21 protein-coding genes are annotated in these 21,193 nt (G+C 64.0%); 10 read left to right on the top strand and 11 right to left on the bottom strand.

Annotated features, from left to right (window positions below; translation table 11 throughout):
• Positions 1-50 precede the first annotated feature (50 nt).
• Positions 51-2,282 (bottom strand): glycine--tRNA ligase subunit beta, encoded by a 2,232-nt coding sequence (gene glyS / locus G570_RS05875; protein ID WP_051504527.1) that lies wholly within the window; start codon positions 2,280-2,282, stop codon positions 51-53.
• Between the two features lie 47 nt (positions 2,283-2,329).
• The gene (locus tag G570_RS05870) at positions 2,330-3,202 is read right to left on the bottom strand and encodes a glycine--tRNA ligase subunit alpha (RefSeq protein WP_037500092.1); all 873 of its coding nucleotides are present in this window, start codon (positions 3,200-3,202) and stop codon (positions 2,330-2,332) included.
• A gap of 171 nt (positions 3,203-3,373) precedes the next feature.
• Here G570_RS05870 and G570_RS05865 point away from each other — a divergent pair, with 171 nt between their 5' ends.
• The 7 genes from G570_RS05865 (at position 3,374) to G570_RS13150 (ending at position 7,641) form a co-directional block, all read left to right on the top strand.
• Positions 3,374-3,862, top strand: a complete 489-nt coding sequence (locus G570_RS05865; protein ID WP_037500089.1) for a hypothetical protein — start codon at positions 3,374-3,376, stop codon at positions 3,860-3,862.
• A 27-nt stretch (positions 3,863-3,889) separates the two neighbouring features.
• Positions 3,890-4,276, top strand: a complete 387-nt coding sequence (locus tag G570_RS05860; protein WP_037500085.1) for a hypothetical protein — start codon at positions 3,890-3,892, stop codon at positions 4,274-4,276.
• A complete protein-coding gene (locus G570_RS05855; RefSeq protein ID WP_037500082.1) occupies positions 4,273-4,476 on the top strand; it encodes a helix-turn-helix transcriptional regulator in 204 nt (67 codons plus the stop codon). Before G570_RS05860 ends, G570_RS05855 begins: the two co-directional genes overlap by 4 nt.
• A 61-nt stretch (positions 4,477-4,537) precedes the next feature.
• The gene (locus tag G570_RS05850; protein WP_051504074.1) at positions 4,538-5,443 is read left to right on the top strand and encodes a TraB/GumN family protein; all 906 of its coding nucleotides are present in this window, start codon (positions 4,538-4,540) and stop codon (positions 5,441-5,443) included.
• A gap of 156 nt (positions 5,444-5,599) precedes the next feature.
• Positions 5,600-6,280, top strand: coding sequence for a 50S ribosomal protein L25/general stress protein Ctc (locus G570_RS05845; protein ID WP_037500080.1), 681 nt, complete (start codon positions 5,600-5,602; stop codon positions 6,278-6,280).
• A gap of 82 nt (positions 6,281-6,362) precedes the next feature.
• Positions 6,363-6,935 (top strand): aminoacyl-tRNA hydrolase, encoded by a 573-nt coding sequence (gene pth / locus G570_RS05840; RefSeq protein WP_037500079.1) that lies wholly within the window; start codon positions 6,363-6,365, stop codon positions 6,933-6,935.
• 4 nt (positions 6,936-6,939) lie between these two features.
• Positions 6,940-7,641: a hypothetical protein gene (locus tag G570_RS13150; RefSeq protein ID WP_156930335.1), complete on the top strand. Its 702-nt coding sequence runs from the start codon at positions 6,940-6,942 to the stop codon at positions 7,639-7,641.
• Positions 7,642-7,645: 4 nt separating this feature from the next.
• Here G570_RS13150 and G570_RS05830 read toward each other — a convergent pair whose 3' ends face one another.
• Complete coding sequence (locus G570_RS05830; RefSeq protein WP_037500077.1) at positions 7,646-8,263, bottom strand: TIGR02466 family protein; 618 nt, start codon at positions 8,261-8,263, stop codon at positions 7,646-7,648.
• 63 nt (positions 8,264-8,326) lie between these two features.
• On the opposite strand from G570_RS05830, the gene G570_RS05825 reads away from it, so the two are divergent.
• A complete protein-coding gene (locus G570_RS05825; RefSeq protein ID WP_037500076.1) occupies positions 8,327-8,920 on the top strand; it encodes a TIGR02466 family protein in 594 nt (197 codons plus the stop codon).
• On the opposite strand, the gene G570_RS05820 is transcribed toward G570_RS05825, so the two are convergent.
• On the bottom strand, positions 8,917-9,717 hold the full coding sequence (locus tag G570_RS05820) for a hypothetical protein (protein WP_037500075.1): 801 nt from the start codon (positions 9,715-9,717) through the stop codon (positions 8,917-8,919). The genes G570_RS05825 and G570_RS05820 overlap by 4 nt on opposite strands.
• Before the next feature lie 113 nt (positions 9,718-9,830).
• On the opposite strand from G570_RS05820, the gene ychF reads away from it, so the two are divergent.
• Positions 9,831-10,931 carry a redox-regulated ATPase YchF gene (gene ychF, locus G570_RS05815; RefSeq protein ID WP_037500073.1) on the top strand — a complete coding sequence of 367 codons (1,101 nt, stop codon included), beginning with the start codon at positions 9,831-9,833 and terminating at the stop codon, positions 10,929-10,931.
• 278 nt (positions 10,932-11,209) lie between these two features.
• On the opposite strand, the gene G570_RS05810 is transcribed toward ychF, so the two are convergent.
• From G570_RS05810 to G570_RS05800, 3 genes are all read right to left on the bottom strand, one after another.
• On the bottom strand, positions 11,210-12,808 hold the full coding sequence (locus G570_RS05810) for a M20/M25/M40 family metallo-hydrolase (RefSeq protein WP_051504071.1): 1,599 nt from the start codon (positions 12,806-12,808) through the stop codon (positions 11,210-11,212).
• 98 nt (positions 12,809-12,906) lie between these two features.
• Positions 12,907-15,480 (bottom strand): TonB-dependent receptor, encoded by a 2,574-nt coding sequence (locus tag G570_RS05805; RefSeq protein WP_037503909.1) that lies wholly within the window; start codon positions 15,478-15,480, stop codon positions 12,907-12,909.
• Between the two features lie 114 nt (positions 15,481-15,594).
• Complete coding sequence (locus tag G570_RS05800; protein ID WP_245600261.1) at positions 15,595-17,184, bottom strand: tetratricopeptide repeat-containing sulfotransferase family protein; 1,590 nt, start codon at positions 17,182-17,184, stop codon at positions 15,595-15,597.
• 94 nt (positions 17,185-17,278) lie between these two features.
• Between G570_RS05800 and G570_RS05795 the strand changes: the two genes are divergently transcribed.
• The gene (locus tag G570_RS05795) at positions 17,279-17,731 is read left to right on the top strand and encodes a MaoC family dehydratase (RefSeq protein WP_037503906.1); all 453 of its coding nucleotides are present in this window, start codon (positions 17,279-17,281) and stop codon (positions 17,729-17,731) included.
• Here the strand turns inward: G570_RS05795 and G570_RS05790 are convergent.
• Genes G570_RS05790 through petA form a run of 4 tightly spaced genes read right to left on the bottom strand, consistent with a single transcriptional unit; the run spans position 17,728 to position 21,046 of the window.
• Entirely contained in the window at positions 17,728-18,264 is a 537-nt protein-coding gene (locus tag G570_RS05790) for an adenine phosphoribosyltransferase (protein ID WP_037500071.1), read from the bottom strand. The two genes, G570_RS05795 and G570_RS05790, sit on opposite strands and share 4 nt — an antisense overlap.
• A gap of 20 nt (positions 18,265-18,284) precedes the next feature.
• A complete protein-coding gene (locus G570_RS05785) occupies positions 18,285-19,148 on the bottom strand; it encodes a cytochrome c1 (RefSeq protein WP_037500069.1) in 864 nt (287 codons plus the stop codon).
• A gap of 15 nt (positions 19,149-19,163) precedes the next feature.
• Positions 19,164-20,465 (bottom strand): cytochrome b, encoded by a 1,302-nt coding sequence (locus tag G570_RS05780; protein ID WP_051504069.1) that lies wholly within the window; start codon positions 20,463-20,465, stop codon positions 19,164-19,166.
• A gap of 14 nt (positions 20,466-20,479) precedes the next feature.
• A complete protein-coding gene (gene petA / locus G570_RS05775) occupies positions 20,480-21,046 on the bottom strand; it encodes a ubiquinol-cytochrome c reductase iron-sulfur subunit (RefSeq protein ID WP_037500067.1) in 567 nt (188 codons plus the stop codon).
• Positions 21,047-21,193 lie beyond the last annotated feature (147 nt).

Here is a 21,193-nt window from a genome sequence, read left to right as displayed (position 1 = left end):
GTTGGGGCTCCTGACGTGCTCGGCCTGTCCCCCGGACACGCCGGCGCCCGTCAGCCCTCGATTTTCGAGAAGTCGGCCACCGTGTGAACCGCATCGCGGAAGCGGGCGAGCAGGTTCAGGCGGCGGGCGCGGACGCCCGCATCGTCAGCGTTGACCGTCACCTTGTCGAAAAAGGCATCGATCGGCGCGCGCAGCGAGGCGAGCGCGGCCATGGCGGCGGTGAAATCCTCCGCCTCGACCGCCACGCGGGCCTTGGGCTCGGCGATGTCGAGGGCATCGATCAGCGCCTGTTCCTCCGTCTCGACCGCGGAGGTCGAGGCGACGGCCGCATCCCACTCTTCCTTCTTGAGGATATTCGCTGAGCGTTTGTAGCCAGCCAGCAGGTTGGTCCCCTCACCCGTCTCCACAAACGCCTGAAGCGCTTTCACTCGGGCGAGCAGACGAACGAGGTCGTCCTCTCCGCCGAGCGCAAACACCGCGTCGATAAGGTCGTGGCGAACCCCCGCTTCTCGCTGCTGGACTTTTAGGCGATCGGTGAAGAACGCTTCAAAGTCTTCCCAAATTTTCCAATTAATCTGGTGCTCGACCTGCATCTCACGAGCCGCATAGGCTGAAGCAATGTCCTTCGCTTGAGCTTCCGTCATGCGAAATGACGACTCTTGCCTTTCCATTTGTTGCCAAATGGCGGCGATGTGATGAACTTCGCCCTCCTGAACCGCCATCAACTCTGCGACACTTTGGCGAGCGTTATCCTGCTCAGCGAGAATGGCAGGCCACATTCGATCAACGGTTTGCTCAAAATCCTGTTGGAGTGAATTCGTCCGTGCCTCGAGGAACAGATCCTTTTGTGATCCACGAATTCCGCGATCCAAAAATGTCCTAATAATCGCCAACGCTGCCCGACGCAGGGCAAATGGATCTTTGCTTCCCGTCGGCTTTTCGTCTGCTGACCAAAACTCAACAAGGGTATCCAGCTTATCCGCTAAGCTCACCGCCACCGTCACCGGCGCGGTCGGCACTTCGTCGCCCTGTCCGACCGGCTTGTAATGGTCGCGGATGGCGGCGGCGACTTCGGGCTTTTCGCCTTGGGCTGCGGCGAGGTAGCCGCCGATGACGCCCTGAAGCTCGGGGAATTCGCCGACCATGCCGGTGACGAGGTCGGCCTTGGCGAGGCGCGCGGCGCGTTCGGCGTCGTCGGCGGATGCGCCCTTGACGATGCCTTCCTCGACCAGCCAGCGGGCCAGTTTCGCGACGCGTTCGACCTTGTCGGCGACGGTGCCGAGCTTTTCATGGAAGACGATCTGCTCGAGCTTGTTCGCCTGCTCTTCCAGCGGGACTTTCAGGTCCTGCTCCCAGAAGAAGCGCGCATCGCTCAGCCGCGCGGCGAGCACGCGTTCGTTGCCCGCGACGATCGCCGCGCCGCCGTCGCTGGCGTCGATGTTGGCGGTGCAGATGAAGTGCGGCGCGAGCTTGTTGTCGCCGCCGCGCAGCACGAAATATTTCTGGTTGATGCGCGCGGTGAGTTGGATGACCTCTTCGGGCACATCCAGATAGTCATGGTCGAACGAGCCGAGCAGCGGCACCGGCCATTCGGTGAGGCCGGCATTTTCGACCACCAGCCCCTCGTCCTCGACAAGGAAGAACCCCGCATCATCGGCCAGCTTGCGCGCGCCGTCGCGGATGATGCGCTCGCGCTCTTCCTGGTCGACCAGCACATGGCAGGCGCGCAGCTTTTCGACATAATCGCCTGCACCGCCGATGGTGATTGGGCCGGCATGGTGGAAACGATGGCCGAGCGTGGTCGCGCCGCACGCCACGCCCTCGATCTGCACATCGACGATGGTCTCGCCATAAAGCGCGACGATCGAATGGAGCGGGCGCACCCAGCGCATCGATGCGGTCGAGAGCGACGGTGCACCCCAGCGCATCGACTTGGGCCAGGGGAATTCGCGAACGATCTGCGGGATCAGCTCGGCCAACACCTCGCTGGTGGCGCGACCGGGCTTGTCGATCACCGCGAACCAGACGCCGTCGCGATCTTCCAGCTGGTCCTGCGTGAGGCCGGTCTTGCGCAGGAACCCTTCGAGCGCCTGCGGCGGCGCGCTGGTGCGCGGGCCCTTCAGTTCCTCGCTCACCGCCTGCGTCGCGCCGGGCAGCGCCTTGGCGATCAGCGCGAGGCGGCGCGGGGTCGAGTAAGTGACGATGCCGTCATGGGTAAGGCCGGCCGCGGCCAGCCCTTCGGCGAACAGGCGCGACAGGTCGTTGCGGGCCTTGGCCTGCATCCGCGCCGGGATTTCCTCGCTGAGGAGTTCGAGCAGGAAATCGGCGCTCACGCGGCATACCCCTTGTAATCCATCCACGCGGCGCAGGCGCCCTTGGCGAGGTCGCGGACGCGGCCGATGTAGGCCTGGCGCTCGGCGACCGAAATGACGCCGCGGGCCTGGAGCGTGTTGAAGACGTGACTGGCCTTGATCGCCTGTTCATAGGCCGCGATCGGCACGCCGTTCTTCAAGCTGTTTTCGCTCTCCGCGACCGCCTTCTTGAACAGGTCGAACAAGGCGTCGGTGTCGGCCACCTCAAAATGCCACTTCGACATCTGCTTTTCATTGTCGAGGAAGACGTCGCCGTAGGTCACGCCCGCATTGTTGAATTTCAGGTCGAAGACATTGTCGACGCCCTGGATATACATGGCGAGGCGTTCGAGCCCGTAGGTAAGCTCGCCCGCGACCGGCTTGCAGTCGAAGCCGCCGACCTGCTGGAAGTAGGTGAACTGGGTCACCTCCATCCCGTCGCACCACACTTCCCAGCCAAGGCCCCAGGCGCCCAGCGTCGGGCTTTCCCAATCGTCCTCGACGAAGCGAATGTCGTGCTTCAGCGGGTCGATGCCGATGGCGTCGAGGCTACCGAGGTAGAGTTCCTGCAAGTTCGCAGGGCTCGGCTTCAGTATCACCTGATACTGGTAATAATGGCCGAGCCGGTTGGGGTTTTCGCCATAGCGGCCGTCGGTCGGGCGGCGGCAGGGCTGGACGAAGGCCGCGTTCCACGGATCGGGGCCGAGCGCACGCAGCACGGTCGCCGGGTGGAAGGTCCCCGCGCCCATTTCCATGTCATAGGGCTGCAGGATGACGCAGCCCTGGTCGCCCCAATAGCGGTGCAGGGTCAGGATCAGGTCCTGGAAGCTCAGCGGCGCTTTTTCGCTCATGCGGCGGGCTTTGGCGGAAGGGCGGAAACGCGTCAATGCCGCGGCCAATTTCCCTCTGAAAAGTCAGCATATCATGACCAAATGTAAGGTCATGTTGACATTGTCAGCGAATCGCGACATAAAGTCAGGACAAGCTGACATTGTGTCAGCATGAACTGACGGAATGAGACGATGATTTTCTATCGGTCCACGAACGGCGACGGCAAGGGCCTGTCCATCAAGGCCGTACGCGCGCTCACCACCCTGTCGTTAGCCGCCTACCCGATCGGCGGTGCCATCATGACGGTCGATCATCCGGCCGCGAAGATCAGCGGCTTGCTGGTGATCGCGGCGTCGCTTGCTTTCGCCCTGCCCGTCTACGGATCTCACGTTCAGAAGATCGTAGGCGAGCAGGTCCATCTGCTCGACGAATTCGAGCTGAAATTGCGCCAGCGCGCCATGTCCACGGCCTATGCGACCTTCACGGCGCTATCGCTGCTGGCGGTGCTCTACTTCGCGATCGGCGGCGAAGCCGGCCTGTGGATCCCGCGAACCTACGATCATTTCAACGCGCTGTTCTGGGGCATTTTCCTCTACGCCAGCCTGCTGCCGACCTTCTTTCTCGTCTGGAACCGCCAGTCTGCGAGCGAACTCGCCGATAGCGAAGACGAACCCCGCTGAACCCCTTTCATCCAAGGTTGCGATCCGATGTCCAAAATGCCCAAGGAACAGCTTTATTATGTCGCGGCCCACAGCGGCGCCGCGCTGCTGGCGACGCTCGGCCTTGCCTACTGGTTCGGCGCGCCGGATTTTTGGCAGGGCTTCATCGTCGGCATGCTGGTCGTCATCGTTCTGGTGCTGTTCCGCCAGAAATTCCGCGACGATTATGCCAGGAGCCTGTGGAGCGCCGGCACCGCGCTGGCCTTCTTCGCGACGATTGCGGTGACTTTTTGGGCGGAAGCATTTCCGACCTTGTCGCACCGGCTGGAGGAGGCGGGTTTCAGCTGGCAGCCGACGCCGACCTGGATCGGGATCATCGCGCTCGCCGCCTTCTTCATCGGCTTTCACGTCGAAATGTGGAGGAGCCGCGCATGAACAATCGCCTTCGGGTGCTGCGCGCCGAACGCGGATGGAGCCAGGCCGATCTTGGCGGTCATATCGGGGTGTCGCGGCAGGCCGTGAACGCGATCGAGACCGGCAAGCACGATCCGTCGCTGCCCCTCGCCTTCAAGCTGGCCCGGCTGTTCGACCTGCGTATCGAAGAAATTTTCGACGACGGTGCGGCGCTCGGCTGACCCGTTAACCGCTTCGTCACACTGAATTTTCCATCAATGCATTTGAGAGTGGGAGAGTAAAATGTCGTTCAAGAAGTTCGTTCCGTTCCTGGTCCCCGTCGCGCTGCTGGCGACCCCTGCCTGCGCTGCCGACAAGGCCGCTGCCCGCCCCGACCTCGATCCGGCGGTGTGGGTCGTGAAGGACAAGGACACCACCATCTATCTGTTCGGCACCGTCCATGCGCTGGACGGCAAGAAGGACTGGTTCAACGACGAGGTGAAGGCCAGCTTCGACAAGTCCGACGAACTGGTGACCGAAATCATCATGCCGGAAAAACCGGAAGAGCTGCAGCCGCTCGTCATGAAATATGGCATCGACCTGTCGGGCAAGACGCTGCCGTCGAAGCTGTCGCCGCAAGGGCAGAAGAACCTGTCGGCCGCGATCGCACAGTCCGGCCTGCCGGCGACGGCGTTCGATTATATGAAGCCGTTCCTGGCATCGATCACGCTGACCACGCTGCAGTTCCAGAAGATGGGCATGGGCCCGGAAAACGGCGCGGAAAAGGTGCTGACCACCGCCGCCAAGGCTGCCAACAAGAAGACGAGCGCGCTTGAAACCGCGGACTATCAGCTCGGACTGTTCGGCGCGCTGCCCGAAGCGGAGCAGGTTCGCATGCTCGAAAAGGGTCTCGAGGAAAGCGCCGAAGTCCCGGCCAAGGTCGGCAAGCTGGTCGACGCATGGGGCAAGGCCGATACGGAAACCGTCGGCAGGATCATGGAAGCGGACGACGCCGACAGCGAACTGCTGCACAAGGTGCTGATCACCGACCGCAATGCCAATTGGGCCACCTGGATCAGCAAGCGGCTCGACCAGCCGGGCACTGTGTTCGTCGCGGTCGGCGCGGGCCACCTGGCGGGCAAGGACAGCGTCCAGTCTCTGCTGAAGGCCAAAGGCATTGCCAGCGCCCGGGTGCCGCACAAGGAATAATCGCGGCCCGACAAAACTTGAGGGGCGCCCGCGGGCTTTGCGCGGGCGCCCTTCGCTTGCCAAACGGCCCTTGCGCCGCTATTGGCGCGCGCTGGTCCACCCATGGTCATCCCTGGAGGCGTGGCGGGGCCGCACATAATTGAAGGAATAGCGAACATGAGCGAACAGCTGACGCTGCCCGCCGAAGCGCGCGAACGGGCTGGCAAGGGAGCCTCCCGTGAACTCCGCCGCGAAGGTCGGGTACCCGCCGTGATTTACGGCAACAAGAAGGATCCGGTTTCGGTCCATGTCGAGGAAAAGCTCCTCGCCAAGATGCTGAGCACCGGCCATTTCATGAATTCGGTCGTCATGGTCGAAGTCGGTGGCAAGGCCACCCGCACGCTGCCCAAGGCAGTCGACTTCCACCCGGTGACGAGCCGCCCGATCCACGTCGATTTCCTGCGCATCAGCGAACATGCTGAAGTCAAGGTCAACGTGCCGGTCGCCTTCACCAACGAAGACGCGGCCCCGGGCATCAAGCGCGGCGGCGTGCTGAACGTCGTCCGTCACGACCTCGAACTGGTCTGCGACGCGGCGCACATCCCCGACCAGATCGAAATCGACCTCACCGGCCTCGACATCGGCGACAGCGTCCATATTTCGCAGGTCACCCTGCCGAAGGGCGTCAAGTCGGCGATCGACGATCGCGACTTCACCGTCGTTACCGTCGTCGCGCCGTCGGCGATGAAGTCGGAAGAAGGCGACACCACCCAGGCCGATGCGGGCGCCGTCCCGACCGTTGGCGACGAAGCCGCGGCCGACGAAGGCGAAGCTTCGGAAGGTGGCGAAGAGGCCTAAGGCCCCTTCCCTTCCCGATTACGGAACAAGGACGCCCATCCTGCTTGCAGGGTGGGCGTTTTTGCTGGCAGGAACCCACGCCATGCAGATCTGGGCAGGCCTTGGAAATCCCGGCGCACAATATGCGCTGCACCGCCACAATGTCGGCTTCATGGCGCTCGACGCCATCGCCGAGGTGCACGGCTTCGGCCCCTGGTCGAAGAAATTCCGCGGCCTGATCAGCGAAGGCCGCATCGGCCGCCACAAGGTGCTGCTGCTCAAACCCCAGACCTATATGAACGACAGCGGAGACAGCGTTCAGCAAGCGCTGAAATTCTACAAGCTGGATGTCGACGCGCTCACCGTCTTCCATGACGAGCTCGACCTCGCACCGATGAAGGTCAAGGCGCGGGTCGGCGGGGGCCTTGCCGGGCACAATGGCCTGCGCTCGATCAACGCCTCGCTCGGCCCCGATTTCCGCCGCGTCCGCATCGGTATCGGCCACCCCGGCGACAAGTCCCGCGTCACCGGCCATGTGCTGGGCAATTACGCCAAGAGCGAGATGGACGTGCTCGCCGACATGCTCGCCGCCATCGCCTCGGAAGCGCCATGGCTCGCCGACGGCGACGACGCCCGGTTCATGAGCGACATCGCGTTGCGGCTCCAGCAGGATTGACGCCATGGTCTTCCCGTTCCTCATCCCCCTTGCGGCGGCCAGCACGGCGGTATCGGTCCCAGTGGTGGGTTGCGCGTCGGACGGTCAGCAAGGGCCTTTGGAGGCTCCCGCAAGACTGCCGACCGGACCGCGCCTGAAGCCAAAGGACGCCGCACGTCTGACGCTGTATGTCAGTCAAGATGGACCGGCAGTGCTGGCTCCCAACGGCTGGCAATGCATCGGCCTTTACGGTTCTAACGGATCGCTTTTGATCGTCACGCCCGACGCCATTCCGACGGAGCGCTTGTTCGATTCCGATGCCGCCGGCATCGCAGGCCCGGCGGTGGTCGCAGCCTACAGTATCGGCGGCACGTCGGGGCGCTTCGCAGTGATTGACGCAATCGCCCGCTATTTCCCGTCCAAACGCGCATTCGTAGACCAGTCCCGGGCTGATGAACTGGTCGAAGCCAGCGACATCCCCTCAGGACCCTATCCCGGCGATATAATCGTATCGCGATCGCCAACCTCAATCCGGTTGGTGACCTCCGCAGGAAAAACCGGCGCCGGCACGGCCAGCCGCCTGTCGCCCGGACCGCTGTCGATCGATGTCCTCCACACCATCGTCGACGAAGGCGATGATCCGACGCTGCTTTCGGTTTGGGTGCGCCTGCCCAAGGACCAGCGCGACCTGGCGCTGCCTATTTTCGACGACCAGCCGGATCGCTGATCGCCTACCGCTTCACTTCGAAGCGGCCGTTGAAGGCGATCGTCACCCGGTCGCGCGTACCGCCGTTCGGGTGGACCCAATGCTTCATCGTGGCAGGAAACAGCAGCACCGTCCCGGCGCTGGGCCGCGTGCAATAGCTTTCGGCGGTCAGCGGCCCACCGATCCCGCCGTCCTGCGGCAAGGGGGTGCCGGGGTGGTAGAATTCGATCATGCCCGACGAGCCCTCGCCGTCGGGCACGTCGACATAATAGGTCCCGGACCAAAAGGCGCTGCGATGATCGTGCGGGCTGTTGTAGGCGCCGGGCGGGTTCACGTTGACCCACCCGTCGGGGATCAGCCTCAGCTTCGAATAATCCGCGTCCGGATCGAACTTGCGCGTGCTTTCGGCCATGATCCGCAACAGGTCGAGCGCGAGCGCGGCATGTGCCGGTTCCTTGCGCGAAAAGAAATCGGCCGCCGAATGCCAGCCGCCCTTGTTGCTGCGCGCCACCCCCGCTTCCGCCGCGCGCCGCGCCGAGATTTCGGCCAACAGCCGCTCATTGAGCGCAGCCGCATCGGCGATGTCGACGCGGATGATCGGCATCGGGAAGAGATTGTCGATCGACTTGATTGCAAATGCCATCTGCTGCCCTCGGCCCCTTCAAAGCCGCTCGCATGGCGGCAGGCAAGAGGCTAAGCAGCGCCAATGACGATCCGCACCCTGTTCGCGACGCCGCTGTACGAAGCGGAATTGGCCGACGATGCCCTGCTGGCCGAACTGGCGCATTCGATCCGCATGCTGGCGGAGGACGATGTCGCCGGGCAGCGATGGAGCGCGGACAAGGGCTATAGGGGCTACACGAGCTACGCCAGCCTCAACGACCTGCCGCGCCGCGATCCGGCGTTCGACGATCTGAAGCGAATCCTGACCCGCCACGCCGCCAAGTTCGCCAAAGACCTTGCGTGGGACGTGAAGCCGAAGCTCGACAGCCTGTGGGTCAATTTGCTGAAGGGCGGCGGGCACCACAGCGGCCACATCCACCCCCATTCGATCCTCAGCGGCACGCTCTATGTCGAGGTGCCCAAGGGTAGCGGCGACATTCGCTTCGAAGATCCGCGCTCGGGCCTGATGATGGCCGCCCCGGTCCGCCGCGATGATGCGCCGGAGCATCTCCAGCCCTACGCCCGCGTCGCACCGCGCCCCGGCCTGATCCTGCTGTGGGAAAGCTGGCTGCGTCACGAGGTGATGCCGAACGCCGGCAAGGGCGAACGGCTGAGCGTCAGCTTCAACTTCGCCTAGGCGTCCAGCCAGCTGGTATCCACCTTGGCGGTGCGCATCGCGCACTGCATCGAAATCCGCGCCAGCATGGTGGCGTCCAGCGCCTGGTGCCCGACGTCGATCGCCTGCTGGATGGCGAAGGCGACGATCCGCGCGAGCATGAAGGGCGGCGGCAATTTTGCGTCGGCCGGCATGGTATCGACGTCGATCGGCATGCCCTGCCGCTGCAGGTCGGCCAGATAAGCGGCGCTGATCGAATCGAGTACGAACGGCAGGAAATGGCGCAACCACGCATCGGGCGCATCCACCTGGTGCGCAGGCGGAAGGTCGAGCGACATATAGTCGTCGGTGCCGACACGGCTGGCGATGAAGCTCATTTCCTGGTTGACCATTTCCAGGCTGACCGCGGCGCCATGTGCGTGCGCCGCGCCGAAGACCAGGCTGATCAACGACATCGGATGTTCGCACAGCAAGCGATTGGGCGCGTCGCCGAACTGGTAGATTCGACCGTCGTTGCCGCGGATGGTCACCATGCCGATGTCGGCGGGGTTCAGCCCTTCGGCCTTCAACTGCTTCAGGATCGGCAGCAGGCACAGGTATCCGCCAACCGACGACAACATCGCGACGATGGCTTCGATGCGCACGCCGCGATCGTCCTTCATCGCATGATAGCTGGCGTCGAACAGTTTCAGACCGATGTGCTGGGCGAATTCCATCGATCCCGGGCGATCATATTTCGCGAGCTGGCCGTCTACCCATGCCCGGCCGTCCTGCGGCTGCTTCTGGCCTGCGGTGCCGAGCCCTTTCCGTCCGAACATACGCGCTTACTCCCCCAATCCGCCGACGCTCATTACGCGCGCCGAGTGAAAGACTGGTAAAATCATCGCCCGCGCGATAGTGGGTCCGCAAATCTTCCTTATCAGAGAGCGACATGGGCTTTAAATGCGGCATCGTCGGCCTGCCGAACGTGGGCAAGTCGACCCTTTTCAACGCGCTGACCGAAACGCAGGCGGCGCAGGCGGCGAATTACCCGTTCTGCACTATCGAGCCCAATGTCGGACAGGTCGCGGTTCCCGATCCGCGGCTCGACACGCTGGCGAAGATCGCCGGGTCGGCCAAGATCATCCCGACCCAGCTCGCCTTCGTCGACATCGCGGGCCTAGTAAAAGGCGCGTCACAGGGCGAAGGCCTCGGCAACCAGTTCCTCGGCAACATCCGCGAAGTGGACGCCATCGTCCACGTCCTGCGCTGCTTCGAAAATGACGACATCCAGCATGTCGACAATCATGTGAATCCGATCGCCGATGCCGAAGTGGTCGAGACCGAGCTGCTCTTGAGCGACCTTGAAAGCCTCGAAAAGCGCGTCCCCAACCTCGTCAAGCGCGGGCAGCAGGGCGACAAGGAATCGAAGATCGCCGCCAGCGTGCTCGGCCAGGCGCTCGACCTGCTGCGCGAAGGCAAGCCCGCCCGCCTGACCCAGCCCAAGGACGACGAGGAAGCGCGCGTCTTCGCGCAGGCCCAGCTGATCACCGCCAAGCCGGTGCTCTACGTCTGCAACGTCAACGAGGACGAAGCCGCCGAGGGCAACGCCCACAGCGCCGCCGTCTTTGAAAAGGCCAAGGCGGAAGGTGCCAACGCGGTCATCGTCTCGGCCGCGATCGAGGCCGATCTCGTCGGCATGGAGATGGACGAGCGCATCGCCTTCCTCGAGGAAATGGGGCTGCACGAAACCGGCCTCGCCCGCGTCATCCGCTCGGGCTACGACCTCCTCCACCTCATCACCTTCTTCACCGTCGGCCCGAAGGAAGCGCGGGCGTGGACGGTCGAAAAGGGCAGCAAGGCTCCGCAGGCGGCCGGCGAAATCCACAGCGACTTCGAACGCGGCTTCATCCGCGCCGAAACCATCGCCTATGACGATTATGTCGCGCTGAACGGCGAAAGCGGCGCGCGCGACGCGGGCAAGCTGCGCCAGGAAGGCAAGGACTATGTCGTCAAGGACGGCGACGTATTGCACTTCAAGTTTAACGTGTGAGCCGCCGAGCCTTAGTGCTGTCGACGCGCGCAGCGCGACGCCAGCACTAGGCGAGAGACGGCGAACCGCGGACGGCCTGCCGGGCCAGCGGACAGGACCGACGGCCTAAATTTACTTCAGGCCGACAGCGACATTCGGGGTTGAGTGCCGTCACGGGAGTGAATCCCGTGACGTCGATCGGGCTCGCCTAGCGGCGACCCGTCGGCCGGAATTCGCCAGCTCTTCGCGCTGTTCGGGCGGCGCGTTGCGCCGGCCTCACTTCGCTCGGTGGCTCAACCTCACTTGTTAGGATCCTGATAGTCGAACGGGTCGGTATCGACCGGCTTTTGCGGGATCGGCATGGTCGGCAGCACCTTGTCGCTGTTCGCCGCGGCCAACAGCATGCCAGCCATCACCACCGCCGCCTGCCGCATGTCGTCGCCGCGCATATGGTCGAGCGTGTCGAGGTTCGAATGATGGACGCGGCTTTCGTAATCGAGCGGATCCTGGATGAACTGGAAGCCCTGGATTCCGACCGCCTGCATGTAGACATGGTCGGTACCGCCGGTCTTGCCGATCACGATCCGGTCCGCGCCCAGCGCATTGTAGGGCGACAGCCATTCGCGCAGGATCGGAACCGCCGCGCTATTCTGTTCGGCGTAGATACCGCGGAACTTGCCCGACCCGTTGTCCATGTTGAAATAGGCCTTCATCTCGCCATAGCCGGGCTTGCGGGTGATCGGATAGGCCTCGGTCCAGCTGTAATAAGCCTCCGCGCCGCGCAACGATTGGTCGACCGGGCGATCGACGAAGTGGCGCTCGATATAGGCGCGGCTGCCGAGCAGGCCCTGCTCCTCCCCTTCCCACAGCGCGAAGCGGATGGTGCGCTTCGGGCGCGCGCCGATGGCTTTCAGGATGCGCGCCGCCTCGATCACGACCGCGCTGCCGGCGCCATTGTCCGCCGCCCCGTCACCCGCGACCCAGCTGTCGAAATGGGCGCCGGCCATGACGTAACCCGCCTTGGGATCGGTGCCGGGAATGTCGGCGATGATATTGTTGGCGTTGCCGTCGCCGTCGATGAAGCGGACGTTGCTGTTGAGTTCGATCACCGGCGCCGGGCCGGTCTTGGCGAGGCGCGCGAGGCGCCGATAATCCTCGGCCGCGACCTCCATCACCGGCAGGTTCAGCGTTTCGCCTTGGCCGTAATTATAGCCTTCTCCGTGCACCAGCATGCCGTCGCGATAGCTTTTCTTGATCCACGCGACCGCGCCTTCCGATTTCAGGAAGGCATCCAGTTCGCGCGGGAAGTCGCGGCGCTGCTTGCGGAAATTGATCGCGTCCGGATCGTAGTTGGGCAGGCGGAACGTATCTTCTTCCTTCAGCCCGGCATCGTCGTAGCGCTGGAAAACCGGGTCCTTGGTGTCGGCGGTCTGCGTGTCGGGCAGGGTCACCATGACGATCTTGCCCGCGAGCTTGCCCTTCCACTTGGCGAAATGCTCACGCTTCGACATCGGCGCAACGATGACTTCGGCGCGCAACGTGCCGTCGGTCGGCGGCGACCACGCCACCGGGATCGCGGTCATCGCAACCCGACGCGGCGTCACCATCGTCGCCGACGAGGAGACAATCTCCCACCCGCGGCCGAAGGCGAAGGGCTCGCGATGGATGTTGGTCAGCCCATATTCGGTAAACTTGCCGATCGCCCAATTTTCCGCGCGCGCCAGATTGGGCGACGCGGTGAGGCGCGGGCCAATGCCGTCCATCAGTTCCGACGCGGTCAGCATGACGTGGCTGCGATTGAGCCCCTCGTCGATGATCCGCGCGGGTTCCGACTGGGCGAGCGCGGGCGAGGCGAAAATGGTGGCGGCGAGCATCCCCGCACGGACGAAACGGTTCATGATGGTCCCCTGACAGAAACGATTACCCCCGACCCTGCCGAAGCGAGGCCGGGGGTCAATCGCTTGTTCGACGAACGGCGGGACGACCCGCCGACCGGTCAGAACTTGGTACCGATCCGCAGGCCGATCGTCCGCGGCGTACCCGACACCACGACGGCGCGGGTGCAGCTGCCGCAGTTCACACCGCGCGACAGGTCGTTGCGCTTGTCGAACAGGTTGCTGACGTACAGTTCGACGTTGAACTTCTTCCAGTCGAGCCCGGTCGCCAGGTCGACCAGCGTCGCGCCGCGGATCTTGCCGATGAACTCGTTCGGATTCTGGAAGTTGAGCAGCCCCGACGGCACCAGCAGGACGTTGGTGCGGATCGATGACGGCGCCGAGCTCTGGTAGGCAACGCCGGCCTGGACATGCGCCCTGGCCGTGCTGAACGCCGGCCAGCTGTAACGCGCCGTCGCCGATGCCTTGAACTTCGGCGTCACCGGCAGGCGCGTGCCCTTGGGTGCCGACACGAAGCTGCCCGGGCACGGCGGCTGGTCGCCGTCGGCGGCGCAGATGGTGCCGGTGGTCTTGGCATCGGTATAGGCCGCGGCCGCGGTCAGGTTGAGACCGCCCGACGAATAGTTGAAATCGGTTTCGACGCCGTTGATGCGCGCATCGTTGCCGTTGTGGATTTCGGTGAAGCTGTTCGCGCCGAGGAAGCTGAACTGGAACTTCTTCCACACCTGGTGATAGACGGCGCCGTTCCAGCGGACCCGGCCGTCGGCCAGCGTCGTCTTCCACCCGATTTCGAAGTTGGTCAGATAGTCGGGATCGTAAGGCTGCACGTCGCCGCGGCGGTTGATGCCGCCCGGCCGGAAACCGCGCGACCAGGTGCCGTAGAACATGACATCGTCCGACGCCTTATACTGCGCGTTCAGGCGATGGGTAAAACCGCTGCCCTTGGCGCGCTTGGGCACCAGCTTACCGTTCTTGAATTCGGCCAGGTTGGTGCAGAAGGTGCCGGGCACCGAACCCGGCAGGATGTTCACGATCGGATCGCCCGCGAGGTAAGTTTCGCGCAACGTGCGGCCGTCGGCGAGATAGCAGCCGGCGACGCCGGTGCGCGAACTGCCCGCGCCGTTGAACGGCCTGTCGGTATATTGACCGCCCGGATTACGGCCGAAGCCGAAGAAGCCGATGAGGCTGTTGTCATATTTGAACAGACGACCACCGGCGGTAAGCGTCAGCTTCGGCGTGACGTCATAGCTGGCTTCGCCGAACAGCGCATAGTCCTTGTCGACGCGTTCCTGCTTGGTCAGCCACAGCGTTTCGGGGCGCCCGTTGACCGACAGGTTCGGATCGAGGTTGTCGATGATGTAGTTCTGGAAAATGTCGTTCGACTGGCGCTGGAAGAAGGCGCCCGCGATGACGCGGAACGGCTTGTCCGCCGGCGAGGCAATGCGCAGTTCCTGGCTCAGCTTCTTGAAGTGGTCGCTGGCCGCGATGTGCTGGCGCGGGTCGATGTAGTTGCCCGCGCTGTCCTGGTAATAGAAATAGGCCAGGCCCGCATAGTCGGGGTTGTAGTCGGCGTAGAGGGCGTCGTACGCGTCGGCATAGTCGGTATAGTCCGACAGCGTCAGCGTCTTGCGGTCGAGATAGGCACCCGCATAGGTGATGTCGAAATTGCCGATCTTGCCTTCGATCGTCAGCGCGGCCTGCGTGAACTTGTCCTTGCGCAGGTCCTTGAACATGCGGTCGATCTTCAGATCGCCGATGTTGGGGTCGTAGAAAAACACCCCGTTGGATTTCATGTCCTGGTGCAGGATGGTCGGCGTCACCGTCCAATTGTCGTCGAGGTCGACCTTCAGCGCGGCGCGGCCGCCATAGACGCGATTGTCGTTGAAGTTCTTCTTGACGAGGTCGCTGTTGTCGACCGTGACGTCGGGAACGTCGTCGTCGTAAATGTAATAGGTGCGGCTGCCGAAGACATTGTCGATATAGCCGCCGTCGCGCTGGTAGTATGCGACGCCGCGGAAGGCGATGCGATCCGCGATCGGCAGGTTGATCATGCCTTCCAGCTTGCCGCCCACCTCGCCGTGCGCGACCGTGTTGAGCTCGGCATCGATGCGGCCGCTGGTCACGCCCAGTTCGGGCTTGTTGGTGATGATGCGGATGGTGCCCGCCTCGCTCGACGCGCCGTAGAGCGTGCCCTGCGGGCCGGCGAGGCTTTCGATACGTGCGATGTCGTAAATGTGGATGTCGAGCGTGCCGCCGATGGTCGTCACCGGCTGTTCGTCGAGATAGGTGCCCACCGACGGCAGCGAGCCGGAGTGGTTGCCGTCGCCGCCGGTCGCGACGCCGCGCATGTAAACGACAGTGATGCCCGGCTGCGCGGTCTGGAAGCTGACCGACGGCAGCTGCTTGGTGTAATCTTCGAAGTTGGAAATGTTGAGCTGGTCGAGACGCTTGGTCCCGATCGCCTGAACGCTGATCGGAACGTCCTGCAGGCTCTCTTCACGCTTTTGCGCGGTGACGACGATTTCGTTGCTGTCGACGTCGCTGGGCGCCGCGGTAGCGGTCGACGGCGTGTCGGCCGGATCGGCGGGCGCAGCGTCCTGCGCAAAGGCCGGGAAGGCCAGCGCGCTCGTCGCCAGCAGCCCCATGGTAAAGGAACGCAAAGTCCGGTCAGTCATCGATGCCCCCATCAGATGGATATGACGGCCATGCGACACTAGGCGGAATCCGATGTCAATCGGGATAGTGTTACGCCACCGCAATACAGCCCTAGATTGTCGGCGGGGCGTGGCTCAAAAGCCGCTCGGCGCGTCCGGATAGGCGTCGAGGACCGATCCCAGCGCAGTCTTGAGCGGGTCCAGATGCGCCTCGTATCGCCGCCATTCGTCGGTCGCGTCGCGGTAGATCGGCTGGCGCACCTGTTCCGAACTGGCGGTCCGGACCGCGCGCTCGGTCTTGTAGAACGACAGGCAAGCGTCTTCGAATTCGAGCCCGCAGTAGGATAGCAGCGCGCGCACCTCGGCCTCCGTGTCGTCGACCATCCGTTCGTAAATGACGCGGTGGACCTTGCCCGGCAGCGCATCGTCGACATGCGCCATCAGGCGAACATAGTCGGCATAATAGCGGCCGACGTCGGCCAGCGCATAGGTGAACGCCTGGCCGCGGGCGAAATGCTGGCGGAAGTTGGACAGGCAGCAGCCGAGCGGATGGCGCCGGGCGTCGATGATCTTCGCGTTCGGCAGCGCCATGGCGATGAACGGGACGTAGAGCCAGTTGTTGGGCAGCTTGTCGATGAAATAGGGGCGCTGGGTCCGCCGCTGGACCGATGCCCGGTCGAGATAGGTCCGGCCAAGGCTATGGAGCGCATCGCCATCGAGCCTGGCAACGGCCGCCGGGTAGCCTTCGACGCTGCGCGCCACGGCGGGCAGGTCGGGCAGTTCCGACGTCCCTTCGACTTGGCTGTGCGAAGCGAGGATCTGTTCGACCAGGGTCGAGCCGGCGCGCGGCATGCCGACGATGAAAATGGGATCGGGCGCGTCGCAGCCGCCGGTGGCGTGGCGCAGCAGATCGGCATCGAACGTCGCGATGGCCCGGTCGACCGCCTTGGCCGTGTCGTCGGCGCTATAGGGCTGGCTTTTCAGCCGCAGCCGGTTGGCCGACGCGTAATGGGCGAAGGCTTCGTCCGACCGCCCCGCATCGTGCATCGCCTTGCCAAGCGCGAAATCGAGGTGGAAGCGGTCCTCGTCGCGCAGGTCGCTTGTTTGAAGCGCCTGCGTCATGGCCGCGATATCCGCCTCGTCGAACCGGACCGTCTTCAGATTGGCAAGGCTCCACCATGCCTCGCCCAGTTGCGGCGCCAGTTCGATCGAGCGGCGGTAGGCGGCGATGGCGTCGTCCTGCCGCCCGACGGTCTTGAGCATATGGCCGTAGCTCATCCACACCTTGGGCTGCTTGGGCGCCTTTTCCAGTACCTGCTCGTAGAGGCCGATGGCGGCGTCGAAATCACCCAGCCGCGCGACCGTCGCCGCCTTCAGGTTCCAATGGCCGATATCCTCGCCATCCTGTTCGAACAGCAGGTCGAGCAGCGGCAACGCTTCCTGCGGGCGCCCCGTCCGCCCCAACACCAGCGCCAGCTGGGCACGCGCAGCCGTGAAACCCGGAGCCAATTCGACCGCGCGGCGCAGCAGATGTTCGGCGTCCTTCATCCGGCCGATCCGCCACGCGAGTTCCGCCAGCATGCGGATCGCCTTGGCGTCGAACGGGTCGTCCTTGAGATGCGCCTTGAGCAATGGCTCGGCGATTTCGAGGCGATTGTCGTGCAGCGCGATGGCGGCCTGTATCAGGCGCGGATTCCAGTGCGATGGGGAAGGCGGTCGATTCACGGCGCCGACCTTACACGATGGCCTGCCGCCGCCAAGCGGGCACGATCGGGCTACAAAGGGTTGCGAAACGATACCGATCCGCTAGCCTGCAATGATGAAATATCTCGAAGACATGGTGGTCGGGTCCGAAGTCCATTTCGGCGACTATGCGGTCACGCGCGAGGAAGTGCTCGAATTCGCGCGCAAATATGATCCCCAGCCATTTCACTTGAGCGACGAGGCGGCGGCCAAGACCCACTTCGGGCGGATGTCGGCGTCGGGCTGGCACACCTGCGCGATGACCATGTCGGTGCTGGTCAGCTACCTGCAGCGCGACCCGCAGGCCGGCCTTGGCTCGCCCGGTTGCGACGAGCTGCGCTGGAAGGTTCCGGTCTATCCCGGCGATACGCTGCACGTGTACGGCAAGCTGGTCGAGGTGACGCCGTCCCGGTCGAAACCGAACCTGGGCAGCGTCCGGACCGAGATGACGGTCAAGAACCAGCACGACCAGGTGGTGATGAGCTTCACCTCGATCGTGCTGATGCTTCGGCGACCCGCCGCGGCCTAATCGCCGTCGAACGACATCAGGCTGACCGCGTCGACCCCGTCGGCACGTAGCGCGGCGCTGCCGCCGAGATCCGGCAAGTCGATGACGAAGCGGGCGCCAACGACATTGCCCCCTGCCCGCCGCACCAGCCGCACGGTGGCGGCGGCCGTCCCGCCGGTCGCGATCAGGTCGTCGACGACCAGTACCCGCGCGCCCGGCGTGCAGGCATCGACGTGGATGGTCAGCCGGTCGCTGCCATATTCCAGCGCATAATCCTCGGCGATGGACGCACCCGGCAGCTTGCCGTCCTTGCGCACCAATAGCAGCCCAGCCCCAAGCTTTTCGGCCAGCGCGCCGCCGATCGCGAAGCCGCGGGCGTCGATCGCCGCGACGAGGTCGACCGGGCCGCCGACGCTGGCCGCAAGCAATTCGACCGTCCGGGCGAAACCCGAACGGTCGAGAAGTAAGGTCGTAATGTCGCGAAACTGGATTCCCGGCTTCGGGAAATCCGGGATGGTGCGGACCAGCGCCTTCAGGTCGTCAGCGCCGGTCATCGTCCCACCCTTCCGTCGGTTCAGGCCGCGGCCTTCTTGCCTTTCACGCCGGCCCAGATGTTCTGGTAGCTGAGGAAGCCCAGCGTCGTGGCGATCAGCAGGAAGATCAGGACGACGATGCCATACTGGTGGCGCACCGCCAGCTTGGGTTCTGCCGCCCACACCAGGAAGGCCGAAATGTCCTTGGCCATCTGGTCGACCGTCGGCTTGGGATTGCCCGGACCGTAGGTCACCTGCCCGTCGGACACCAGCGGCTGCGGCATCGCGATGTTGAGGTTCGCGAAATAGGGATTGTAGTGCAGGCCCGGCGGGGTCTTGGCCGCCGGGAACTTCTTCAGAAGCTCGGCCGGCTGTTCCTGGTAACCCGTCAGGATCGAATAGACGTACGGCGCACCGCCTTCACGCGCCTTGACGATCAGCGACAGGTCGGGCGGAAGTGCATTGTTGTTCGCAGCCCGCGCCGCCGTTTCGTTGGCATAGGGGCTCGGGAAATGGTCGGCCGGGGTCGCCTTGCGGGTCGCCGGTTCGCCGGTTTCCGGATTGATCGACGGCACTTCGGTCGCCCACTCGCTGGCGATCGTCTTCACCTGGCCTTCGTTGTAGCCGATGCCGGTGAGGTCACGGAACGCGACGCGATTGAGGCTGTGGCAGCCCGAGCAGACTTCCTTGTAGATCTGGAAGCCGCGCTGCAGCTGCGCCGTGTCCTTGAAATTGCCGAACGGCCCGTCCGACGCGAGATGAAGCTCCTTCGGGTGAAGGTGAAATTCATGCTCGGCCGTCGGTTCCGGCGGGCTCTGGAAATAGCCCACCAGGTTGACGATCATGCTGATGAGGAGGACGCCGGCAAAACCGAGACCGACGAGAAATCCAATGATGCGGACCATGGCCCCGATATCCCCTTAGTTGGCCGCTGCGGGCGTCGTGTCGAGCCCGTAAGGTGCGCGTTCCGGCGCATCACCCTTGAGCACGCTTTCCGAAATCGAATTGGGCAGCGGCAGCGGCCGTTCGAACTTCGAGATAAGCGGCAGGATGATGAGGAAGTGCGCGAAATAATAAGCCGCCGCGAGCTGGCCCAGCGCGATGTTGCGCGCGCTGATTTCCGCACCGCCGACATAGCCGAGGATGGCGACGTCGATCAGCAGGATCCAGAAGAAGCGCTTGAACACCGGGCGGTAGTGGCCCGAGCGGACCGGCGAACGATCCAGCCACGGCAGGAAGAACAGCAGCAGGATCGAACTGAACATGGCCAGCACGCCCCACAGCTTCGCGGGCAGGATGAAGTCGACGGTGAACGACCGCAGGATCGCGTAGAACGGCCAGAAATACCATTCCGGGACGATATGCGCCGGCGTCGCCAGCGGGTTGGCCGGGATATAGTTGTCCGGATGGCCCAGCGCGTTGGGCGCGAAGAACACCACGGCGCAGTAGAACATCAGGAACAGTCCGGCGAACCAGCCGTCCTTGGCCGTGTAGAACGGGTGGAACGGCAGCGTGTCCTTTTCGGTCTTCACCTCGACGCCGGTCGGGTTCGACGAACCCGGGATGTGAAGCGACCAGATGTGGAGGATGACCACGCCGGCGATCACGAACGGCAGCAGGTAGTGAAGCGAGAAGAAGCGGGTCAGCGCGGCCTGGTCCGGTGCATAGCCGCCGAGCAGCCAGACGCGGACCGTCTCGCCGACCAGCGGGAAGGCGGAGAAGAAGCCGGTGATGACCTGCGCGCCCCAATAACTCATCTGGCCCCAGGGCAGGACGTAACCCATGAAGGCGGTCGCCATCATCAGCAGGTAGATGACGAGGCCGAGCATCCACACCATTTCGCGCGGCGCCTTGTAGGATCCGTAGAACAGGCCGCGGAAGATGTGGATGTAGACCACGATGAAGAAGAAGCTGGCGCCGTTGGCGTGGGCATAGCGCAGCAGCCAGCCCGCGTTGACGTCGCGCATGATATGCTCGACCGAGCTGAACGCGCCGTCGGCATAACTGTAATAGTGCATCGCCAGGATGATCCCGGTGACGATCTGCACCATCAGGAAGATGCCGCTGAGGACGCCGAAATTCCAACCATAGTTCAGGTTGCGCGGCACCGGATAACCGCCGCCGATCGCACCGTAGACCAGGCGCGGAAGCGGAAGGCGCTGGTCGACCCAGCGGCCAAGGTCGGTCTTGGGTTCGTAGGGCTTGGCCCAGGCAAAGCTCATCTGCGTCGTTCCCTTTAGCCGATCGTCACGACAGTGTCGGACGTGAATTCATAATCTGGCACCTGCAGGTTGAGCGGTGCCGGCCCCTGGCGAATGCGGGCCGCGGTGTCGTAGGCCGAGCCGTGGCACGGGCAGAAATAACCGCCGAACGGGCCGCGGTTTTCGCCTTCGCCGGTACCCAGCGGCACGCAGCCCAGGTGGGTGCAGACGCCCAGCGTGATCAGCCAGTTTTCCTTGCCCGGCTTGGTCCGCTCTTCCAGCGACTGCGGGTCGCGCAGTTCGCTCAGCGGAACCGCCTTGGCGGCCTGGATTTCCTGCGGCGTCAGGTTGCGGACGAAGACAGGCTGCTTGCGCCATTGGGTCTTGATCGCCTGGCCCGGCGCAATCTTGCTGATGTCGACTTCGGTCGACGCCAGCGCCAGCACGTCGGCGGCCGGGTTCATCTGGCGAACCAGCGGGATGGCGACGCCAACCGCGCCGACCCCGGCGAAGCTGACGGCAGCGATATTGATGAAGTCGCGGCGACGAAGGCTGTGATCGCCTTCCACCGTCGCGGCGTTGTTTTCTTCCAGCGTGGCCATGCTCACCCTTAAGCCCGAATTTCGCGGATGCCGAAAGGCATCGGATACGACATCGCACCCAGCCTCGGGCCGGGACGATTGGCGGGCCTGATAGCGCCTCCGCACAAGGTTGCAAATGGTCAAATTGCCCGACTTGTGCGGCAAGCC

This window comes from Sphingomonas jaspsi DSM 18422, from assembly GCF_000585415.1.
GTDB lineage: Bacteria > Pseudomonadota > Alphaproteobacteria > Sphingomonadales > Sphingomonadaceae > Sphingomicrobium > Sphingomicrobium jaspsi.
This window is presented reverse-complemented; position numbering and strand designations above follow the sequence as displayed.

Bases quoted from the DNA above. Each gene is read 5' to 3' on its own strand.
- glyS (WP_051504527.1), bottom strand. From the start codon at position 2,282: ATGCAGGCCAAGGCCCGCAACGACCTGTCGCGCCTGTTCGCCGAAGGG.
- G570_RS05870 (WP_037500092.1), bottom strand. From the start codon at position 3,202: ATGAGCGAAAAAGCGCCGCTGAGCTTCCAGGACCTGATCCTGACCCTG.
- G570_RS05865 (WP_037500089.1), top strand. From the start codon at position 3,374: ATGATTTTCTATCGGTCCACGAACGGCGACGGCAAGGGCCTGTCCATC.
- G570_RS05860 (WP_037500085.1), top strand. From the start codon at position 3,890: ATGTCCAAAATGCCCAAGGAACAGCTTTATTATGTCGCGGCCCACAGC.
- G570_RS05855 (WP_037500082.1), top strand. From the start codon at position 4,273: ATGAACAATCGCCTTCGGGTGCTGCGCGCCGAACGCGGATGGAGCCAG.
- G570_RS05850 (WP_051504074.1), top strand. From the start codon at position 4,538: ATGTCGTTCAAGAAGTTCGTTCCGTTCCTGGTCCCCGTCGCGCTGCTG.
- G570_RS05845 (WP_037500080.1), top strand. From the start codon at position 5,600: ATGAGCGAACAGCTGACGCTGCCCGCCGAAGCGCGCGAACGGGCTGGC.
- pth (WP_037500079.1), top strand. From the start codon at position 6,363: ATGCAGATCTGGGCAGGCCTTGGAAATCCCGGCGCACAATATGCGCTG.
- G570_RS13150 (WP_156930335.1), top strand. From the start codon at position 6,940: ATGGTCTTCCCGTTCCTCATCCCCCTTGCGGCGGCCAGCACGGCGGTA.
- G570_RS05830 (WP_037500077.1), bottom strand. From the start codon at position 8,263: ATGGCATTTGCAATCAAGTCGATCGACAATCTCTTCCCGATGCCGATC.
- G570_RS05825 (WP_037500076.1), top strand. From the start codon at position 8,327: ATGACGATCCGCACCCTGTTCGCGACGCCGCTGTACGAAGCGGAATTG.
- G570_RS05820 (WP_037500075.1), bottom strand. From the start codon at position 9,717: ATGTTCGGACGGAAAGGGCTCGGCACCGCAGGCCAGAAGCAGCCGCAG.
- ychF (WP_037500073.1), top strand. From the start codon at position 9,831: ATGGGCTTTAAATGCGGCATCGTCGGCCTGCCGAACGTGGGCAAGTCG.
- G570_RS05810 (WP_051504071.1), bottom strand. From the start codon at position 12,808: ATGAACCGTTTCGTCCGTGCGGGGATGCTCGCCGCCACCATTTTCGCC.
- G570_RS05805 (WP_037503909.1), bottom strand. From the start codon at position 15,480: ATGACTGACCGGACTTTGCGTTCCTTTACCATGGGGCTGCTGGCGACG.
- G570_RS05795 (WP_037503906.1), top strand. From the start codon at position 17,279: ATGAAATATCTCGAAGACATGGTGGTCGGGTCCGAAGTCCATTTCGGC.
- G570_RS05790 (WP_037500071.1), bottom strand. From the start codon at position 18,264: ATGACCGGCGCTGACGACCTGAAGGCGCTGGTCCGCACCATCCCGGAT.
- G570_RS05785 (WP_037500069.1), bottom strand. From the start codon at position 19,148: ATGGTCCGCATCATTGGATTTCTCGTCGGTCTCGGTTTTGCCGGCGTC.
- G570_RS05780 (WP_051504069.1), bottom strand. From the start codon at position 20,465: ATGAGCTTTGCCTGGGCCAAGCCCTACGAACCCAAGACCGACCTTGGC.
- petA (WP_037500067.1), bottom strand. From the start codon at position 21,046: ATGGCCACGCTGGAAGAAAACAACGCCGCGACGGTGGAAGGCGATCAC.